We start from the raw sequence: 20,273 nt of genomic DNA, 5'->3' as shown, positions 1-20,273 counted from the left end.
TGATTTGTAATCTTTATTTGTAGATTCAAGGTCGGGTTTTAGCTCGTCAAAACTAAATTAGACTGTAGCGTTAAACAATGTTGATCGTCATTTTCTAATTCAAATAAAAAAGCCTCTAAACACAAAGTATTTAGAGGCTTTTTTTGTTTTAAACATTTACTTATGTTTAGGTTTTTTCTTTTTCTTCGGCTTTTTAGGTCTCGCCGGTTGTTCTTGGGCTAATTCAAAATCGATTTTGCGGGTGTCTAAATCCACACCTTTTACGCGAATTTCAATTTCACTGCCCATAGAGAATACGGCTTTAGTGTGCTCGCCTATTAAGCGATGTTTTGCTTCATCAAAATGATAATAATCGGAAGCCAAGCTTGAAACGTGCACTAATCCGTCAACGTGAATCTCATCTAACTGAACAAATATACCAAATGATGTGACCGTTGATACGATTCCGGTATAGGTTAAACCGACCTTGTCTTGCATGTATTCGCATTTCAACCAAGCTAATACGTCCCAGCTTGCTTCATCTGCGCGACGTTCGCACATTGAACAATGTTCACCCAAATGCACTAATTTTTCAAAATCGTACGGATAAATATCGTTGATATCGATCTTCGGTGTTTTTTGAACTCGACGTACTCGGTTTGTACGTTTTTTAGAACCGATTACGGATTTAAGTGCGCGATGCATTAATAAATCTGGGTAACGACGAATGGGCGAGGTGAAATGCGTATACGCTTCGTAACCTAAACCAAAGTGACCGTCGTTTTCAGGATCATAGACCGCTTGGCTCATTGAACGAAGCAATACGGTTTGAAGCACTTCAAAATCTTCACGATCTCGAATTTGTTCAATGACGGCCAAAAAGTCTTTTGAGGTTGGCTTGTTGCCACCTTTTAGATCGATGCCTTGCTCGCCTAAGAAACCGCGTAATTTTTCTAATTTGGTTTCATTTGGCCCTTTGTGCACTCGAAATAAACCGGGAATTTCTAGGTCAATTAAGAATTTAGCGGCACATTCGTTGGCCATCAACATGCATTCTTCAATCAGCTTATGCGCGTCATTTCGAATAACAGGCACGATTTTATCAATTTTACGGTCTTCGTTAAATATGATGCGTGATTCAACGGATTCAAACTCAATGGCACCGCGGGCTTTACGCTGAACCGTTAACAAATTATATAAGCTATATAGCGCTTTAATGGATTTGGTGACGGATTTTTGTTCGGTGATTTTGGTTTGATTTTCTAAATAACCCCCCACTTGCGTATACGTTAAACGCTCGTGAGAATGGATCACAGCTTGATAGAAATGGTAATCCAGCAATTGTCCATCAGCATCGGTTTCCATTTGGCAAACCATGGTTAAGCGGTCAACCTGTGGATTCAGTGAACACAATCCATTGGATAGTTTCTCAGGCAACATTGGGATCACACGTTCTGGAAAGTACACAGACGTTGAACGCACATGCGCGTGTTCATCAAGTGCGGTACCAACTGGAACGTAATGGCTGACATCAGCAATGGCCACGTACAAGTGGAATCCACCGCCTTTTTTAGCCTGTGCAAACACAGCGTCATCAAAATCTCGAGCGTCTTCGCCGTCAATGGTAATGAACGGTTTGCCACGTAAATCAACACGACCAACAAGATCTTCATCATTTAGCGTATCGGCTAATAAATCAGCTTGTTTTAATACTGCTTCTGGAAATTCGTGAGGGATATTGTGGTTTTGCAACGCAATGTCCATCTCTAAACCAGGAGCAAAGGTTTCACCTAAGACTTCAACCACTTGACCCACTGGCGGTCTGCGATATTGAGGTTGATCGGTGATTTCAATTTTAACCACGTCGCCTTCTTTTGCGCCCATGGTATGAGCAGCATCGATACTGACATCAATGCTAATACGTTTGTTTTCTGGAGTGACGAAAAATGATCCGCTTTTATCACTAAAACGACCCACTAGTGATTGTGTGTTTCGTTTGATGATTTCAATGATTTTGCCTTCAGGTTTGCCCTTGAAGTTCAAACCCATTTTACGCAGCAATACGTCATCGCCATCAAATACACAACGCATTTGACGCTCTGAAATAAACACATCTTCGTGATCATCTTCACAGATTAAAAATCCAAAACCGTTGGGATGGCCTTGGATGCGACCTTTTACAAGGTCTAATTTATTGATCAAACCGTATGCATCGTTACGATTAGACATTAATTGTCCATCGCGGCACATAGCAATTAAACGACGGCGCACGCCTTCAATTGCATCGGCATCAGTAATGCCAAGCTCTTCGCACATTTGTGGATGAGTCAGAGGTTTACCTACAAATTCCAACACTTCAGTTAAGTGTTCACGACTTGCCACTGGCTTGTCGTATTTCGATTCTTCCCGCTTGGCGTGTTGATCCTTACCGGGTTTTTTATTAATTTTTTTATCTTTCATTTATTCTCTTTTTTCTTTCATTTAGATACACAAAAGGCATCCTAAGATGCCTTTTTATGTATTATTTATCAATCAAAACAATGTCTTAATGTGATGGTTTCTACTCGATCAGGCCCGGTAGATATAATATCAATTGGGGCGCCGATGGCGTTCTCAATATATTTTATATAGTCTTTCGCATTTTGCGGAAGATCATCGATAGATTGTGCACCAAAAGTGGTTTCAGACCAACCTGGTAAATCAACATAAACAGGCGTAATGCTCGCAAATTGCTCTGCGCTGCTTGGCCATGTTACGTCATTACCTTCGTCGTCTTTGTAACCGATACAAACACGAACGGTTTCTAATCCATCTAATACGTCTAACTTCGTCAAACAGATACCTGTTATTGAGTTAATACGAATTGAATGCTTAACCAATGCAGCATCGAACCAACCACAACGACGGTCACGACCGGTTGTTGTGCCTTTTTCTTTACCAATTACTGATAAATGCGTACCGACTTCATCAAACAACTCTGTTGGGAAAGGACCAGCACCTACACGAGTGGTGTATGCTTTTGTAATACCTAATATGTAATCTAAGTACATTGGACCTAGACCAGAACCCGTAGCGACGCCGCCAGCGGTTGTATTAGATGAAGTAACAAAAGGATACGTACCATGGTCAATATCTAATAAAGAACCCTGCGCACCTTCAAACATAACATCGGCGCCTTCTTCACGAAGTTTATGTACTTCATGAACTGCATCAATTGCCATTGGTTTGATTTCAGCTGCCCATTGCTTACAAAGGGCTAATGTTTCTTCGTAATCTTGCGCTTCAACACCATAATAATTCACTAATGCGAAATTATGATATTCCATCACGTCTTTTAATTTTTCAGCAAAACCTGGTGAGTAAAAATCACCAAGACGTAAACCGCGACGGGCTACTTTATCTTCATACGCTGGACCAATACCACGACCTGTAGTGCCAATTGCTGCTTTACCGCGCTTGATTTCACGTGCTTGGTCTAACGCAACATGATAAGGCAAAATTAAAGGGCAGGCTTGTGAGATTTTTAATCGCTCACGAACTGGAACGCCACGCGCTTCAAGTCCAGCCATTTCTTTTAATAATGCATCGGGTGCTAATACCACGCCGTTTGCGATGATGCACTCTACGTTTTCACGTAAAATACCAGAAGGAATTAGATGTAGCGCTGTTTTAACACCGTCAATGACGAGCGTATGCCCTGCATTATGACCACCTTGAAAACGTACTACTGCTTTGGCTTTGTCGGTTAATAAATCAACAATTTTACCTTTGCCTTCATCTCCCCACTGTGTACCTAATACAACAACATTCTTACCCATGCTCGCTCGGACCTTACTGTTAACTAATTAAAACGCTGCATTTTTACAGACATAAAAAAACCGAGGTTTTGTGACTCGGTTTGCTCATTTTAACCTGAAACTCTACTTTCTTGAAGCGTTTATTTAAGTTCATTTTTATATTGTCTATTTTACAAGCAGCTCAAGCTTTCCCCTTTTTGTAAAATCATGTAACATCCGCCTCTTTTTTTGAATCACTAGGTGGAGCTTTGCTCATGACCGTCAGACATTTTTTGACTTTAAAAGACTTATCGAAAGACGAATTACATCAACTTATTGTGCGTGCATGCGAATTAAAAACCATGCATAAAAGTGGCGAATTATTTGAGCCACTTAAAAATAAAGTGCTAGGCATGATCTTTGAAAAGTCCTCAACTCGAACACGTGTTTCTTTTGAAGCAGGTATGCAACAGTTTGGCGGAGGATCAATTTTTTTATCACCAAACGATACACAGCTTGGCCGAGGCGAACCTATTGAAGACAGTGCTCGAGTGTTAAGCCAAATGGTGGATGCCGTTATGATTCGAACGTTTGAACACGAAAAAATTGAAACATTCGCACAATTTGCAACTGTACCTGTTATCAACGCGTTAACTGATGATTTTCACCCTTGTCAGTTATTAGCTGATATGCAAGCGTATTATGAAGTACATGGCGATATAAAAGGTAAAACCGTTGCTTGGATTGGTGATGGTAATAACATGTGCCATTCCTATATTAATGCCGCTGAAATGTTTGATTTTCAACTAAATATTGCCTGCCCTGAAGGCTTTGAACCAATGGAATCATTAGTTCAGCAACATGCACACCGTGTGACTGTCACAAACAACCCTAAAAAGGCGGTAAAAGGCGCACACTTAGTTGTGACGGATGTTTGGGCATCAATGGGCCAAGAAGAAGAGCAAGAAGCCAGAATTAAGCAGTTTGCTGATTTTCAAGTCAGTCCTGCACTGATGGATACCGCTGATAAAGATGCATTATTTATGCATTGCTTGCCTGCGCATCGCGGTGAAGAAGTCAGTGAAGATATGCTAGATGATCCTCGAAGTGTCGTTTGGGAAGAAGCGGGAAATCGACTTCATGCTCAAAAAGCATTATTAGAATTTTTATTAGTGGGTTCAAAATAGGCCATATATGTTAAAGCTTTCAAACGTCGATTGTGGGTATGAAGCACTTACAGTGGTCAAAAATGTAAGCTTTGACTTAAATGAAGGTCAAATTCTATGTTTACTTGGCTCAAGTGGCTGCGGTAAAACGACATTATTGCGCGCAATAGCTGGCTTTAATCCGCTACATAACGGTGAAATAAAGCTAGATGGCGCATTAATTTGCTCTAAAACAAAAAGCATCCCTCCCGAAAATCGTCAAATTGGCATGGTTTTCCAAGATTACGCCCTTTTCCCTCATCTTAGTATTTTTGACAATATCGCCTTTGGATTGCACAAGCAAGATAAGCAAAAACGATTTGAGCGCATAATGGATCTGCTGGCATTAATTGATTTACACGATTACGCACAAAAATTTCCACATGAACTTTCCGGTGGACAGCAACAGCGGGTTGCCTTAGCCAGAGCATTAGCCCCCAAACCTAAAGTAATATTATTGGATGAGCCTTTTTCTAACTTAGATTTAGATAGACGTAGACAACTTGCTGGTGAAGTGAAATATATTCTCAAACAAGAAAACACAGCAGCGATCTTAGTCACCCATGATCAAGAAGAAGCATTTTTAATGGCAGATCAGGTTGCACTGCTAACTCAATCTACTGATATTAAAGACTCCATTTTGCAATTAGGATCGGCACAAACTTTATATTCCTACCCCAACTCAATAGAAGTGGCACAGTTTTTTGGTGATGGGGTATTTTTAGATATTGAAATTAATAAGCAATCCTTTGAATTATTCCACCAAAATTATCAGATTAATCAATCATTAAAAGATGGTGCTTATCAAATATTAATTCGATCTCAAAATTTAAATTTTAACGAAAATGGGAATATTGAATTTAACATTCAGAACAAACAATTTCATGGTTGGTACGATGATGTGACTTTATGTGTAGGACAAACTGAAATCAAAATCCAACTGCCCCAATCGATTTCACAGAATTTGAAAATTGGACAACAATCCAAGGCTTTTTTTGCCCCCAATGATAAATGGATCTATTAAAACAGCCCGCCATTCTTATTATATTTTAGGCATGTATGAATTATTTTGAGCGTATAAAAAGGCAATAAACTCATCAGAGTTAAGTGGCTTAGACCAATAAAACCCTTGCCCGGCACCGCATCGAATACTTTTGAGAAAATCAGCTACTTCTTCCTCTTCAACGCCTTCAGCAACTGTTTTCAACTGTAAACTATTCGCCATTTGCACAATTGCATTAATAATGGCGCGATCTTGTTCATCGGTTAAGCAATTTTTAACAAACGACTGATCAATCTTTAAGGTTTCTACTTCTAAGTTTTTTAAATAATTTAAATTGGAGTAACCCGTGCCAAAATCATCAATTGAAAACTTAACGCCTAATGCCCTCAATTTAGCCATTTTTTCTTTAACAATGTCTGTATCACTTACCAACACTGTTTCCGTGATTTCCAACTCTAATTTATTTGCAGGGAGCAAATAATTAGATAATGACTTTTCCACCACGATTTCTAAATTATCACGCTGAAACTGCACTGCAGATACATTTACTGACACACCTAGCGTATAAAAACCAAACTCTTGCCATTTTTTACACTGCTCGCAGGCTGCATCAATTACCCACTGGCCAATTTGAACAATTAACCCTGAACTTTCTGCTACAGGTATAAATACATCGGGACCAATTACACCTTTTTGAGGGTGATTCCAACGAATTAATGCTTCGGCTGAATTTATTTCACCGGTTAAAAAGTCAAATTTAGGCTGGTAGCATAGAAAAAACTGCCCTCCTTCAAGGGCTTTATGTAAATCACTAACTAATTCCATGTGTTCTTGTAAATTTTTATTGAGGGCTTCGTTATAAAAATTAAAACCGTTTCGACCTAAATGCTTGCTGTGGTACATAGCTAAATCGGCTTTTTTCAACAACGTATTAAAATCATTACCATCATTGGGTGCTATTGCGACTCCTAAAGAACAGGTTGTAATAATATCAAATGTTTCAAATAAAAATGGCTTAGCCACCTGCTCTGAAATTTTACTGATAATATGAGTGATTTCTTTTTCAGTTTGCACCACTTCTAAAATAATTAAGAACTCATCTCCACCGTGACGACAAACACGATCCGTTTGCCTAAGAATACTTTTAAGCTTACCAGCAGTATGCTTTAAAAATTCATCTCCCACCTGATGACCAAAACTATCATTAATATGTTTAAAATGATCTAAATCTAAAAAAATTACGCATGCCAAACCATTAGTACGACGGGCCCTTAATAACACATCATTAAAAAATTCTTTTGCTAAAAATCGATTAGGTAACCCAGTCAAAGAGTCGTGATGTAACATTTTATCGATTTCTGCTTTAGATTCTTTTACCAAAACGACTTCTTGAGACAATCGAGTCAACAAATTCTGTAAATCTTTGAGCATCAACCAAACGGAGAAGCTTATGACACTTATGATTGCAGTCATCACAAATGCATCATTTAACGTGGGCTGATTGACTATATTCTCGACCCAACCAATATCGTTAAAATAACCGTTTAATAAAATACTAAGAATAATCAAAAAATATAAAAAGAAAAATAATCTAGGTAAATTCAACATAACTGCAAGAATGAGAACAGTTGGTAAGACTAAAACAGCACTATCATGAATACCCTCATACTTCCACATTAAATACATTGCAATAGATGTTAAAATTAATAACAGCATGTGACTTGCAAGATTGGTGTAATTTTTTTTAATTAGAAAGTAAATACCAAATAATATTACAAAACTGCCAGCTAGTATAAGAGTAGTATGGATTTTACCAACTAATAATTGCTGTATACACACCAATATCATGGTAGTTTGAACAGAATAAAATAATTGCAATAAACGCTTATTCTTATTCCCAACAAAAAAATCCGTTTTATTTGACTGTTTATCTAACATATAAATCAATTCGCATTAAATAATCCCAAAAATTTGCATAATATATGAATGTGTAATGATTCATTATAGTTATAATTAGTGACTATTGTAATAATCTTTTGCAATGCCAATGGAATTCAAATTTTTTCGCTTTACCTTTATCAGTGATTCAAATAACCCCATACAAAATATCGCTGTTATGTTCAAATAAATATCTTACTAATTTATCTTTAGAATCAATTTGTAAATTTGACTTTAAATAGCAATCCGATTCAGATAATGGGTTTTGTGCAGCATTCAGCTGAGTTTCACTAAGTTCAATACAGCTTTTTAAATGTAACGCATGAATCATCCTTAAAATTGAATGCTGCATAATTTGATCAATGGTGTTAGATTTCCCCTCTGTTATCAAAGCTTCTTCGAAAAAAACAAACTCCAAAAAATCAAGTTTTAAGCGATTTAAACTTGTCATAGTATAACTTAAACTCGACACAGCAAAACGCACACCCAATCGATGTAATTGACCAATATTTTCAAACACACCTTTATTCGATTCATTAAAAATCGATTCTTCCAAAAGTAAGACTACATGATTAAATGGCCATTCAAACTCATGCCATTGTTCATGCAAAATGCTCGAAATTTGTCCATTGAGCAATAATTGTGTTGGGGCTGTGATACAAATATCTAAATTATAAAACCCTTGATTTTGGACCATTTGCATCATGTTCTGAATTTCAACTATTTTCCATCGCCAAAGTTGGGAAAACTTTCTGGACTGTTGCAAGCTTTCAAACAATGTTTGTTGGGGTAAAGTGCCCAGCCCATCGTGTTGAGCCTTCAACTCTATTTTAAAACCAAAAACTTGCTCTGTGCTCACTAAATGAATTGGAATAAAATTCAGTGTTATACTTTTTTGAGTCATCAATTGATCAATAGATTGTATTATCTTCAATTTTCGTTGTTGTTTAGATTGCATTTGTTCTTGATAAATTTCAAATCTGCTTCCACCATTTCGTTTGGCTTCAACCATTGATAAATCTGATTTAGCTAATAATTTTTCAAATTCAATTCCATCTTTAGGTGTGATCGAAACTCCCATTGAACAATGTATACTTATCAATTTTTCTTTAATTGAAAAAGGTTGCGAAATTTGTCTTAAAATATCAAACAGCTTAAAGTCTAAATCATCAAGATATCTATTTTTTGTTAATATCAATAAAAATTCATCACCACCAACTTTGAAAATTCCGTCATCTTTTTCGATACAACTAACCAGTGTTTTAGAAATATTATGTAAAAATTGATCCCCGAATTCATACCCATAAGCATCATTGAGTTGTTTAAATTTATCAAGATCAATATAGCAAATGGCAATAAATTCATTTGGCAGTTTATTATTAATACTAATTTCATAAAAGTCTTTTGCGAACAACCGATCCGATAGTTGAGTTAGCGGGTCATAATGATCAAATCGGGTAAGCTGTTGCTTTGTCAAATTTAAACGTTCTTGCTCTTGCTTTAAATTTCGAATGAGCATTGCTGAATCACTGTAAAAAAATCGCAATAAAAATGAAAATAAAGTAATCGAAAGCACTAAAACAATTGCACGTTCAATTGAAGGTAATTCAAGACTCAAGTTGAGGATATTTAATTCATACATCATTGAGTTTGTAAAAAAACTAACTACAGTAATACTGTACAACAGCCAAAACAGCCTGGTTTGATTAAAAAATATTGTCAGTATTAATAGTATTGGAAAACCATACACAGCAATTGCTTTCAAACCATATCCCAGCCAAAATATTATTTGAACGATCACCATTAATACACACACTAGTGAAATAAACGCCCATTTTGGCTGGTGAGTAAGAAGTAAATAGATAGGAGCGGTTACGAGAATACCCAAAAACAATACAACAGCAGGAAGCTTAATTGCATAATAGAAGGCAACCATATCTATCAAACAAAAACTAATTAAGATCAACCAATATAATTGAGTGACTCTCTTTTTTTGATAGTTAAGTAAAAAGTTATCATAATTGGTATCGTTCATGATTTAGGAGTAATAAAAAAAACCAAGACTACCAATTAATCCAATCCTTTAAAATGATTAATTTTAACCATGTGAACCAATAAGACACTTACATTATTTTAAACAAAAAAAAGCCGGTAAAAACCGGCTTATATAAAACTTAATTCAATTTATTGAGCAATTAAATTACCACTTTTCAAATATCTGAAAAAGTCATCATCTTGATCCAGTACCATAATGTCGCCTTTTTTACCTAAAGAGACTTCATATGCTTTTAAACTTCTTAAAAATGCATAAAACTCAGGATCAACAGAAAATGCATCAGCATAAATTTTAGCCGCTTCAGCGTCCCCTTCACCACGAATAATTTCCGCATCTCGATAAGCATTTGATTCAATCGCCACTTTTTCACGATCCGCTTCTGATTGAATTTCAATTTGCTCTTTTCGACCCTCGGAACGATCTTCCTGCGCTACTTTTTGACGAGCTGAGATCATACGCTCATATACTTTGTCTAAAATATCGTCTTGTAGGTGTATGGTTTTGATTTTCAAATCGACAATTTCAACACCAAGGGTTTCGAGAACTTGAGGGGCTGCACTGTCTAATGAAAGCTTAATCATTTCATCACGTTTCCCTGAAATCACATCATCTAATGATAACTTACCAAATTCAGCACGAAGACTATCATTAAAACGGCCTTTTAGAATATTTTCAGCACGCATTAAATTGCTACCAGTTTTTTGGTAAAACAATTCAGCATCAATGATTCTCCATTGGATAAATGAACTAACATCCAAAATTTCACTACCTGCTGTTTTGTATTGTTCTTCTTCTAATTGAAACACCAAAATTCGGTGATCAAATAAAACAATTTCATCTACAAATGGCCATTTAAAATGTAAACCAGGCTCTAAATTACCTTCATGAATTGCACCTAAACGTAATTTTAACGCGACTTCTTTTTGCGTAACGATAAATGTAAAACTAAAAAATGCAGTAACGGACAACATTACAATTATTAAAAATGCTATTAATTTATTCATTCTAATCCCCTACTTCTGATTATTTTTTATAAGTTGATCAATTGGTAACACCATCATGTTATTACCTTCTTTAGCACTAATGATCACTTTATTGGATTCAGAATAAATTTGTTCAACCGTTTCAAGATATAAACGCTCACGAGTTACAGCTGGTGCTAGTGCATACTGTTCGTATAATGATTCAAAACGTGCCGCATCACCTTTAGCTTCTTCAACGATTCTGTTTTTATAAGCTAAAGCTTCTTGTAGTTGTTGAGTAGCGGCCCCCTGTGCTTCAGGAATAATTCGAGAACGGTAACGTTGCGCATCATTTTTCAATTTCACACGCTCCTCACGAGCACGTAATACATCAGCATAAGAATCTTTAACTTTAGGAGGTGGCCCAACATCCAATACGTTCACTTGATAAATATTCACACCAGTTTGGTATTTTTGCAGATCTTCTTGTAAACGTGATTTAACCTGGAAAGCGAACTCAGCACGACGACCAGTCATCAAATCGTCCATAACTGTATCGCCAACAACATGTCGTTGAGCGGATTCAGTTAAAAGCTGCAACAATTGTTCAGGAGATTGAACATTTAAAACCCACTCTTTTACACCAGAACGCTGATATTGAACTTCAACTTCCACAGAAATCACATTACCTTCTTTAGTTAGAATAGATTTTGCAATTTTAATGGATTCAATTGTTTGAAAATCCACAACATCGACGGTATCGAAAAATGGAATCGCATAATTCAAACCCGCATTTGCTATACTATGGAATTTACCTAAACGTAAAACAACAGCCTGCTCACGCTCATCAACTTTGTAAAACCCTTTTGCAAAGACAAAGCCTGTAAACACGACAATAGCTAATGATAAAACCAGTGCTAATGATTTCCCAAAATCAGGATTGTCGTTTTTACCGCCTCCGGAGCCATTTGAGCCTCCACCACCAAACAGTTTTCCCAAACCTTTTAAAAATTCATCAAAGTCTGGTGGACCGTCATTATTATTTGGTTTTTTTCGCGGATTGCCCCAAGGATCTTTATCCCCTTCGTTCTTAGGTGGTTCGTCCCAAGCCATTAGTATCTCCCCATTGTTTTCGTTATTAATGTTATTTTTCATAAAATTCTTTTTCTTGTGCGATAAATTCGATTGGATCAATGTTAGCGCGAGACAACATCATTTTAAAATCTCTACTTTGCAATTTTACAGATAATACACATTCACCATTATCATCAAAATTTTCAGCCAATACTGCATTTTGTTCAAATAACATTGCTCGTAATTGACCATACTTGGGTGACAAAGTGATATCTTGTTCAAATAAGTCATCACTTAATGCTTCTAATAGTGCATTTTCTACTAATTCACAACCTAGCCCATTTTTAGCTGATAGCCAAATTCGCGTTGGTTTACCTTCGTCGTTGTATTCTACAGAGGGTTCTCTGCCTGGCAAGTTATCAATTTTATTAAATATCAATATACACGGTATTTCATGTGCTTCGATTTCTTTTAATACATCTTCAACTTCTGCAATATTGTCACGTAAATCTGGATTTGAGCAATCCACCACATGTAACAATAAATCCGCTTCAGAAGTTTCTTGCAAGGTAGATTTAAAGGCATCAATTAGCTTATGAGGCAAATGGCGAATGAATCCAACGGTATCAGCTAACATTACTTTCCCAAGACCAGGGATTTCTAATCGTCGAATCGTAGGATCTAATGTTGCAAATAATTGGTCTGCTGCATAAACACTAGAAGTCGTGAGATAATTAAATAAAGTAGATTTACCCGCATTGGTGTATCCGCAAATCGCAACGGTTTTGGTTGCAGATTTTACCCGAGTTTTACGTGATTGATCACGTTGAGCTGCCACTTTTAAAACTTTAGATTTAACCCAAGTGATGCGTTTATCAATTAAACGTCGATCAGTTTCCAGCTGTGTTTCACCAGTACCACGCATGCCCACCCCACCTTTTTGACGATCAAGGTGAGTCCAACCACCAGAAGCACGAGTGGATTGATGATGCAATTGTGCAAGTTCAACTTGGAGTTTGCCTTCATGTGTTCTTGCCCGTTGAGCAAAAATATCCAATATTAAACCTGTTCTATCAATTACTCGACAGCCAAGTTCTTGCTCTATCATCCATTCTTGACGTGGAGATAAAGTGTGATTAAAAAGTACAACGTTAGCTCCTAATGAATCCACGGCTACTTTAATTTCTTCAATCTTCCCCGACCCTACAAAAGACTTAGGATGGATACTTTTTCTTGAACCATTTATGGTGATCAGTGGCGTTACACCTGCTGAAATTACTAACTCTAAAAACTCATCGGGATCTTCACGTTCAGATTCATCAACAAAATTTATATGGACCAGTACCGCTTGGTCCCCGGAATCGACTCGTTCAAAAAACAATATAAGCTCCCATTTTAGGTGTTAATCATTATTTAACAGTTCAGTTTCAGAAATATCTACATTACGTGCGGGCACAATAGTAGAAATTGCATGTTTATAAACCATTTGACTGATTGTATTTTTTAATAATATTACAAATTGATCAAACGACTCAATTTGCCCTTGTAACTTAATCCCGTTTACTAAAAATATAGATACGGGCACTTTCTCTTTACGCAAAGCGTTTAAGAACGGTTCTTGCAAATTCTGACCTTTAGACATATTAGACTCCATTTTATAATCATTGTTAGTACTATCAACGACAAACAATTCGGCTGATAATTCCCTTTTAGTAAAGCCTAAATATTGTCAGTTTGAATATTTTTTTATCACATTGAACAGTGGTTCACTATATTGTGATAATAAAAAGAGTTTCAAGGTCTGTTTTACAATTAAAAAAAATCCTCGATAAACGAGGATTGTTTTTGAAGACTAATGCTGAATACGCCTAAACAGTAACATAGACAAGCTCAATAACCATAACAATGAAACATTTCCCATTCCAAATAATGAATCATCCTCATCTTGACTGGGCTTCGTTTCATTTGGAGAAAAAATCACCACCAAAGATTGCGAACTAATCACTTCATTAATCACAATTTCGGGTTGTGCTTCAATTTCAACAGAATTCAAATATACCTTCGAAATATAATGGCCCTCAGCTGGTACTAATTTAAAAACAGCAGAATCACCTGTTTTAATTGAATTAATATTTGGAGTAACACTGCCTGCACCACTCACACTCACAGCGACACTATGTGTGTCATTCGTTTTTATGAATGAAACGGATAAAGATTGATTACTACCTATATCTGAAAAAGTAATCATAGAGGAAGTATTCACTAGATTCCCATTTTTACGAATTTCACTAATTTGATATCCATCATTTGGTGCGATGTAAAAAGTAAATGACTGCCCCACCTCTACATTTACATTTCCAGAAGATAAAGCCCCTCCTGTAGAGCCTGAAACTGTGATTGAATATGCCCCCTCAATTTCAGGAATCAATTCAAAATACACATCAATACTTTGGTCAGAAATAATATCACTTAAATTTATTACATTTACTGCCCCCAAATCTTGTTCATTTAAAATCACTTTAGCAATACGGTACCCCAAATTAGGAGTAATATTCACAGTTAAATCTTCACCTGAACTAACAATTTTCGAAATCTGGTCTGCAGACCCGTTTGGCCCAACAGAGATATCAATATCAAAGCTATCCTCGCCATTAACCGGTGCTATCGTAACGGCAATAGTCATGTCAGAACTGATATTTTCTACGACTATCGGGTTTTGAGGTGATTGCGAGATTGAGTTAATCAATACATCTACAAGTTTATACCCTTCTTGTATATCAACAGAAAATGACTGTGTGCTTCCTGAAGCTACAGTCATTGAAGCTGGCGAAATTGCACCATGTACAGGCTGATAAACTGTGATATCAAAATTTTCAACATCAGTTGTACAACCTACCATTGCATTACAAGGATCAAAAGCAGATTCAACCAACCATATATTATCAAGGATTACATCATTATCATTGCCACCTACATTTAAAACTAGACGCGCATTAGTAACGGTTTCATTCATCGTAAAGGTATATGAGAAACGTTGCATTAGTGTATTCAAAGTCTGACCGGATCCTGTTTGCGAAAAATCATCCCAAGGAGATTCGGCACGTTCAACCTTTATCCCGACCGTTCTTGTACTATCAGCCATAGCATCAAAAGCTAAGGTATAAGTCATGCCATTTAGTAATGTAATATTTTCAATTGTTGGCTGTATATGCCAATCTTGAGTACCGCCATCGTTAATAAGCACTTGAAATAGCCCATCTTCAATTTTGCATTGCGCGTTACCTGTATCAACATGACATAACCAATCAGATTCGGCATTTTCAAATCCGCCATTTGAAACTAAATTTTCAACAGGCGCCGCCACTTTTGTTGTGATTGAGATACTAATTGGCTGTGACTGCCCTAAATCATTACTGGCTACAATCCAAAAATAATAAGTCGTATCTGGCAAAAGACCATTAATTTGCCAAGTTGTTTTCGAAGCATACTGAACAGTATCGCTGGATAATGGAATTGCGTTTGAAGTATGTTGATACAGCCTAAACTCTATCGCTGCATCGTCATTATTTCCTGACTGATCAATCCAATTTAATTGAACCGAATGATCTGTCAAATTCGAATAAGAAGCATTTTCTGGTTGAGCAGGTATATTAACTGGATCTGGCAATCCACCAATCGGACTTGCCGCTAAAATTGCAGGCGCCACTTCAGTTGTAAAATACGCAACTGGCACCAACGAAGCATTGGCGTCGATTGAAATTTCACGTGATGCCCAACCTGTTCCATTTACCGCAAACATTTTCAACCCTGGTTGTGAGTTAAACTCCGGCATATCCCCATCATCCGCATTGGTCCAATTATTTGGCCCCAATACTAATTTACCCGCCCAATTATCCATTGGATCAGATCCATCATGGGTTCTTTCTACTGCATGCTCAAATTGCGAATACCCTGATGCTGTATACATTGTTAGTGCCATCGCGTTTAATCCAGACATATGATCCAAAACTCGAATAGCAGCACGAGCATATTCTGCAGCAGAGCTGCGCTTATTATTTCGTTTTTGAATTTCAGCCGCCGCCATTAAAATTCGAGCATCATTTAACGCATTACGATGTGATCCCCAACGCACATTATTATCGGCATTGTCTTGATCGCCATTGTCCCAAAAATTTGAACGTGGATCCCAAGTTACACCTGGGTATCCTTCATTTTGAAACCCTATAATTTCATCGGATTTAGTCAATACATTCAATTTGAAAGTCGCTAAATCAATATTGTGATTATTTTCATGGGTCAACAAAGAAAGGTTACCCTCCATTGCAACTCTTGACCAACTATAAGAGGACGCTTCATTAAATCTAACATGTGCAATTATGGTGGCTCGATAAGTTGCAGCATCGCCAGTATGCCCTAAGTGATTGGCTGCCAAAAATAACTCAACCAATGCCGAATATTGATCATCCTGCGTATTGTCGCGATCTGCCACACAATGATCTCGAGCGATTTTCGGATTACGATAAATACTATAATTATCATTATCAGGATAAAATCCACCTTCCCCTCCAAAACTATCAGACTGATTACACACAACAGATTGCGTTGATGCATTTTGGTATGCATTTTTTGCAGTTTGATAAGCTGAAGTTGATTGTTCACTGGTACCATATTGATCATGTAGCCTTGCCATAGCCGCAAGCGTTCTAGCAGTTGCGAATGTCGCTTTGGTTTCAGGCTCTGAAATACAATTACCTGAAAAATGAGGCGTACAAGTCGCCCAAGTTTCGTTCACATTAGTGTGAAATTTTGCAATTGCCAAATCACCGCCATGATCAAATACATGATTAAATTGATCCGTTAAAATAACTAGTTGATCATAAACCGAACGAGCACCATTAAATGCTGAGCTGTAATAAGTATTCATTTGCGGGTAAGTTTCGAGCATATTGATTAATGCCCATGCAGATTCTGCCGTATTGGTTGGATATGCTCCGTTATCACCTGCATCTTTTACATAATCAAAATTTATATTTAGCCCATTAGACCAATTATTCACAGATTGATTAAATGTATTATTATCTTCATGATCCTTGAAGTAATCGAAAAATTCATATTTTATATTGCCATAGGGATCCGATGAAATATCAAATTGAGCGGATTGATTTGAATTGACAGTTAAACGTAAATTATTTCCAAGTTCCGTACATTGCGAAAAATCAATAATATAAAAACTGTCACCAGAACTAATATCATTTGAGACATAAGTATCTTCTGTGCCTGAGCATTGAGTACCGTCTAATGACCAATTAATGGGTCCTGAATTGTTTGATAGGTATAAAGCTGTTTTAGTAGCTTGAGGCAAATAACCTGCGTAATTAATGCGAAAAGATTCATTTAATTGCGAGCCATCATCTGCCGCTAAAGAAGGGAGAATAGTTAAACTGGCAATACTGACTAACAAATTTGAGCCTAATTTTTTTAAGCAATACAACAAACGACACCTCAATACTAACTAATTTGGGGTACGGATTATAAAATAATTCTATAATTAAAAATGACGTCTAATCGGCTTTTTAACACTAATTGTGAAATTAAAACAACTGATTATTATTCAATCAATCACAACAAATGCAACCGCAAAATCCTTTTCATCGCTTATTGAAATATTGATTTCACGACAGCCCTTCTTATTAAATGACATCAATGCCTGACCTGTGAATGTCATATGAGGTGCACCAAATTCATCATTTGATACTTCAAAATCTTGAAACGTCACCCCTTTGGCAATCCCAGTACCTAACGCCTTACTTGCCGCTTCTTTAGCCGCAAATCGTTTCGCTAGATACCGCTGTGCTAGTTGCAGATTCTTCTCCTTTTTTTTCCCAAACATTTCCAATTCATTTGGAGTAAGAATTCGATTTGCTAATTTTTGAGTTTGTTTTTCTTCTTTTTGAAAACGTGTCATTTGTACAATATCTACACCGATACCTTTCACTTGTGCTCCTTATTAAATATTTTACTTGGCCATAATTGTTTGGATTGCAATTGCCTATCCCCTAAAATCGTTTGTATTTGGGCAGTTAAAATATATTGGATTATTTTATTATTAGGTGGGATTTGCCACTGTTTACATTTCAATTGATTTAACATCGAGCCATTCAGGCTTTTATTGGAATTAGGTAAAACCTTAGCAAACCCTTTTAGGGGCAAAAAGCCATACCAATTTGCTTCATTAATGAGTTGATTATCAATATCTTGCTCAAAATTAATTCCAAATCCAATTTTGCTTAGCAAATCAAATTCAAACTCTCTAATGACCATATCGATATCACTTGACTGCTTTAATTTAGCCAACGCAGTTAAATACAAAGGCAACAACCATTGATGTACATCAAACGGCTTAGTTAAATAAAACATTAATTCATTAAAGTACAATGCCACAACTTGCTCAGAAGCCGCTAAATGTAGATATTTTTGATTATATTCAAATATTTGAAGGGTTTTTAATTCGGCTTGGCCAAAAAAAGTCACATCCATTAATCTGAAATATTCAGGTAATGAATGTTTATCTATATTTATAACAAATGCAATTCGACCATATTCTTCCGAAAAACATTCTAATATTTTTTTAGATTCAGACAATTCACGAATATGAAGTAAGACACACCGACAGAATTGACTCATGATTTAGTCGTCAGTATATCCCAACGAGCGAAGTGCACGCTCATCATCGGACCATCCATTTTTAACTTTCACCCAAGTATGAAGCATCACCTGACACTCAAACATGGCCTCCATGTCTTTTCGCGCTTCACTGCCGATAAGTTTTAAACGAGAACCTTTATCACCAATTACTATTCGTTTTTGCCCATCGCGTTCAACTAGAATTAACGCATGAATGTGCAAAATACGATTTTCAAAACTGAATTTTTCAATTTCAACCGCAATTTCATAAGGAATTTCATCGCCTAGTTGACGCATGATTTTTTCACGGACAATTTCAGCAGCTAAAAAACGTTCAGTACGATCCGTAATTTGATCATCTGAATAATGAAATAAACCTTTTGGCAATACTTTTCGAACAACCGTAAGCAACTCTTCAACATTCCCACCTTTTAATGCACACATAGGAAAAACAGCATCAAAATCGTGTTTTTTAGAAATCATCTCGATATGAGGCAATAACTTTTCTTTGTCGTTAATTTGATCGATTTTATTGATGGCTAAATAGACTGGGCATTTTACGTTTTTTAATTTCTGTAGTACGAATTCGTCTTCTTCGTTCCAAATCATTTTATCAACGATAAATACAACCGCATCAACATCAACCAAAGCAGAACTAGCTGCGCGATTCATGTATTGGTTGATAGCCTTTTCTTGATGAAGATGCAACCCTGGTGTATCCACAAAAATAGCTTGGATATCATCAATGGTATCTATGCCCACAATTTGCTGACGCGTAGTTTGAGGTTTTCTTGAAGTAATGGAAATTTTTTGACCGAGAATTTTATTCAATAATGTAGATTTACCTACATTTGGTCGTCCAACAATTGCGACAAAACCACATTGGGTTGTCAGTTGAAATTCATTCATTTGTTATCAATTCCTAAACTCACCAATGCTTTTTTGGCGACTTTTTGTTCTGCAATTCTGCGCGATTCTGCAGTTGCACTAACAACATGAGGTAAATCTTCAATTTTACAATTCACCTCAAACATTTGATTATGATCTTTGCCAGTAATATTCACGACCTCATATTGTGGCAACGATTTCTGTCTACTTTGAAGGTATTCTTGTAAACGTGATTTGGCATCTTTTACGTTAATATCTTTTGGATCTAACACCTTCAAACGAGACTCGTACCACCTCAAAGTACAGGCTCGCGCGCATTCCCAGTCGCTATCTAGAGAAATTGCACCAATAATAGCTTCAACGGCATCCGCTAGGATCGATTCTCGTCGAAAACCTCCGCTTTTTAACTCACCTGGACCCAATATTAAATATTCACCTAACCCAAACTCTTTAGCAATAATCGCAAGGGTGTCACCTTTAACCATTGATGCTCGAAGACGACTTAACTTACCTTCTTTTTCTTTTGGAAACTGATGAAACAATGCATCAGCAATGGTCAAATTTAAAATAGAATCCCCTAAAAATTCTAGACGTTCATTATTGTTATTACCGATTGAGCGATGGGTTAACGCTAATTCTAACAGTTGGATATCATTAAATTGATATCCAATTTTTTTACTTAATGTTTTTAAAGTTTTAATGCTCATA

General features: G+C 36.5%; 15 protein-coding genes. 2 read left to right on the top strand and 13 right to left on the bottom strand.

The genetic code is table 11. The features are described 5' to 3' along the window. Positions 1–156 precede the first annotated feature (156 nt). Positions 157–2,439: a ribonuclease R gene (gene rnr / locus TYM08_RS09140; RefSeq protein WP_422382668.1), complete on the bottom strand. Its 2,283-nt coding sequence runs from the start codon at positions 2,437–2,439 to the stop codon at positions 157–159. Positions 2,440–2,507: 68 nt separating this feature from the next. Beyond that, positions 2,508–3,797: an adenylosuccinate synthase gene (locus TYM08_RS09135; RefSeq protein WP_422382667.1), complete on the bottom strand. Its 1,290-nt coding sequence runs from the start codon at positions 3,795–3,797 to the stop codon at positions 2,508–2,510. A gap of 233 nt (positions 3,798–4,030) precedes the next feature. Between TYM08_RS09135 and argF the strand changes: the two genes are divergently transcribed. After that, positions 4,031–4,942 (top strand): ornithine carbamoyltransferase, encoded by a 912-nt coding sequence (argF, locus tag TYM08_RS09130; RefSeq protein ID WP_422382666.1) that lies wholly within the window; start codon positions 4,031–4,033, stop codon positions 4,940–4,942. A gap of 7 nt (positions 4,943–4,949) precedes the next feature. Next, on the top strand, positions 4,950–5,984 hold the full coding sequence (locus TYM08_RS09125) for an ABC transporter ATP-binding protein (protein WP_422382665.1): 1,035 nt from the start codon (positions 4,950–4,952) through the stop codon (positions 5,982–5,984). A gap of 18 nt (positions 5,985–6,002) precedes the next feature. Here TYM08_RS09125 and TYM08_RS09120 read toward each other — a convergent pair whose 3' ends face one another. The 11 genes from TYM08_RS09120 to rnc form a co-directional block, all read right to left on the bottom strand. After that, entirely contained in the window at positions 6,003–7,901 is a 1,899-nt protein-coding gene (locus TYM08_RS09120) for a putative bifunctional diguanylate cyclase/phosphodiesterase (protein WP_422382664.1), read from the bottom strand. Between the two features lie 148 nt (positions 7,902–8,049). Beyond that, positions 8,050–9,936 (bottom strand): diguanylate cyclase domain-containing protein, encoded by a 1,887-nt coding sequence (locus tag TYM08_RS09115; RefSeq protein ID WP_422382663.1) that lies wholly within the window; start codon positions 9,934–9,936, stop codon positions 8,050–8,052. A gap of 149 nt (positions 9,937–10,085) precedes the next feature. After that, a complete protein-coding gene (hflC, locus tag TYM08_RS09110) occupies positions 10,086–10,961 on the bottom strand; it encodes a protease modulator HflC (RefSeq protein WP_422382662.1) in 876 nt (291 codons plus the stop codon). A gap of 9 nt (positions 10,962–10,970) precedes the next feature. Continuing rightward, positions 10,971–12,074 carry an FtsH protease activity modulator HflK gene (gene hflK / locus TYM08_RS09105; RefSeq protein WP_422382661.1) on the bottom strand — a complete coding sequence of 368 codons (1,104 nt, stop codon included), beginning with the start codon at positions 12,072–12,074 and terminating at the stop codon, positions 10,971–10,973. After that, positions 12,064–13,374: a ribosome rescue GTPase HflX gene (hflX, locus tag TYM08_RS09100; protein ID WP_422382660.1), complete on the bottom strand. Its 1,311-nt coding sequence runs from the start codon at positions 13,372–13,374 to the stop codon at positions 12,064–12,066. Before hflX ends, hflK begins: the two co-directional genes overlap by 11 nt. 21 nt (positions 13,375–13,395) lie before the next feature. After that, complete coding sequence (gene hfq / locus TYM08_RS09095; RefSeq protein ID WP_422382659.1) at positions 13,396–13,635, bottom strand: RNA chaperone Hfq; 240 nt, start codon at positions 13,633–13,635, stop codon at positions 13,396–13,398. A gap of 210 nt (positions 13,636–13,845) precedes the next feature. Further along, a complete protein-coding gene (locus TYM08_RS09090; RefSeq protein ID WP_422382658.1) occupies positions 13,846–17,487 on the bottom strand; it encodes a carbohydrate binding domain-containing protein in 3,642 nt (1,213 codons plus the stop codon). 117 nt (positions 17,488–17,604) lie between these two features. Beyond that, the gene (acpS, locus tag TYM08_RS09085) at positions 17,605–17,988 is read right to left on the bottom strand and encodes a holo-ACP synthase (RefSeq protein ID WP_422382657.1); all 384 of its coding nucleotides are present in this window, start codon (positions 17,986–17,988) and stop codon (positions 17,605–17,607) included. After that, positions 17,985–18,677 (bottom strand): DNA repair protein RecO, encoded by a 693-nt coding sequence (gene recO / locus TYM08_RS09080; protein WP_422382656.1) that lies wholly within the window; start codon positions 18,675–18,677, stop codon positions 17,985–17,987. The genes acpS and recO overlap by 4 nt, the downstream gene beginning before the upstream one ends. Before the next feature lie 3 nt (positions 18,678–18,680). Beyond that, the gene (gene era, locus TYM08_RS09075) at positions 18,681–19,586 is read right to left on the bottom strand and encodes a GTPase Era (RefSeq protein WP_422382655.1); all 906 of its coding nucleotides are present in this window, start codon (positions 19,584–19,586) and stop codon (positions 18,681–18,683) included. After that, positions 19,583–20,272, bottom strand: coding sequence for a ribonuclease III (gene rnc, locus TYM08_RS09070; protein ID WP_422382654.1), 690 nt, complete (start codon positions 20,270–20,272; stop codon positions 19,583–19,585). The genes era and rnc overlap by 4 nt, the downstream gene beginning before the upstream one ends. Between the last annotated feature and the right edge of the window lies 1 nt (position 20,273).

The organism is Marinicellulosiphila megalodicopiae (assembly GCF_045862395.1).
Taxonomy (GTDB): domain Bacteria; phylum Pseudomonadota; class Gammaproteobacteria; order Pseudomonadales; family Natronospirillaceae; genus Marinicellulosiphila; species Marinicellulosiphila megalodicopiae.
This window is presented reverse-complemented; position numbering and strand designations above follow the sequence as displayed.

Excerpts from the sequence above, each read along its gene's own strand:
- rnr (WP_422382668.1), bottom strand. The coding sequence starts at position 2,439 with ATGAAAGATAAAAAAATTAATAAAAAACCCGGTAAGGATCAACACGCC.
- TYM08_RS09135 (WP_422382667.1), bottom strand. The coding sequence starts at position 3,797 with ATGGGTAAGAATGTTGTTGTATTAGGTACACAGTGGGGAGATGAAGGC.
- argF (WP_422382666.1), top strand. The coding sequence starts at position 4,031 with ATGACCGTCAGACATTTTTTGACTTTAAAAGACTTATCGAAAGACGAA.
- TYM08_RS09125 (WP_422382665.1), top strand. The coding sequence starts at position 4,950 with ATGTTAAAGCTTTCAAACGTCGATTGTGGGTATGAAGCACTTACAGTG.
- TYM08_RS09120 (WP_422382664.1), bottom strand. The coding sequence starts at position 7,901 with ATGTTAGATAAACAGTCAAATAAAACGGATTTTTTTGTTGGGAATAAG.
- TYM08_RS09115 (WP_422382663.1), bottom strand. The coding sequence starts at position 9,936 with ATGAACGATACCAATTATGATAACTTTTTACTTAACTATCAAAAAAAG.
- hflC (WP_422382662.1), bottom strand. The coding sequence starts at position 10,961 with ATGAATAAATTAATAGCATTTTTAATAATTGTAATGTTGTCCGTTACT.
- hflK (WP_422382661.1), bottom strand. The coding sequence starts at position 12,074 with ATGAAAAATAACATTAATAACGAAAACAATGGGGAGATACTAATGGCT.
- hfq (WP_422382659.1), bottom strand. The coding sequence starts at position 13,635 with ATGTCTAAAGGTCAGAATTTGCAAGAACCGTTCTTAAACGCTTTGCGT.
- recO (WP_422382656.1), bottom strand. The coding sequence starts at position 18,677 with ATGAGTCAATTCTGTCGGTGTGTCTTACTTCATATTCGTGAATTGTCT.
- era (WP_422382655.1), bottom strand. The coding sequence starts at position 19,586 with ATGAATGAATTTCAACTGACAACCCAATGTGGTTTTGTCGCAATTGTT.
- rnc (WP_422382654.1), bottom strand. The coding sequence starts at position 20,272 with ATGAGCATTAAAACTTTAAAAACATTAAGTAAAAAAATTGGATATCAA.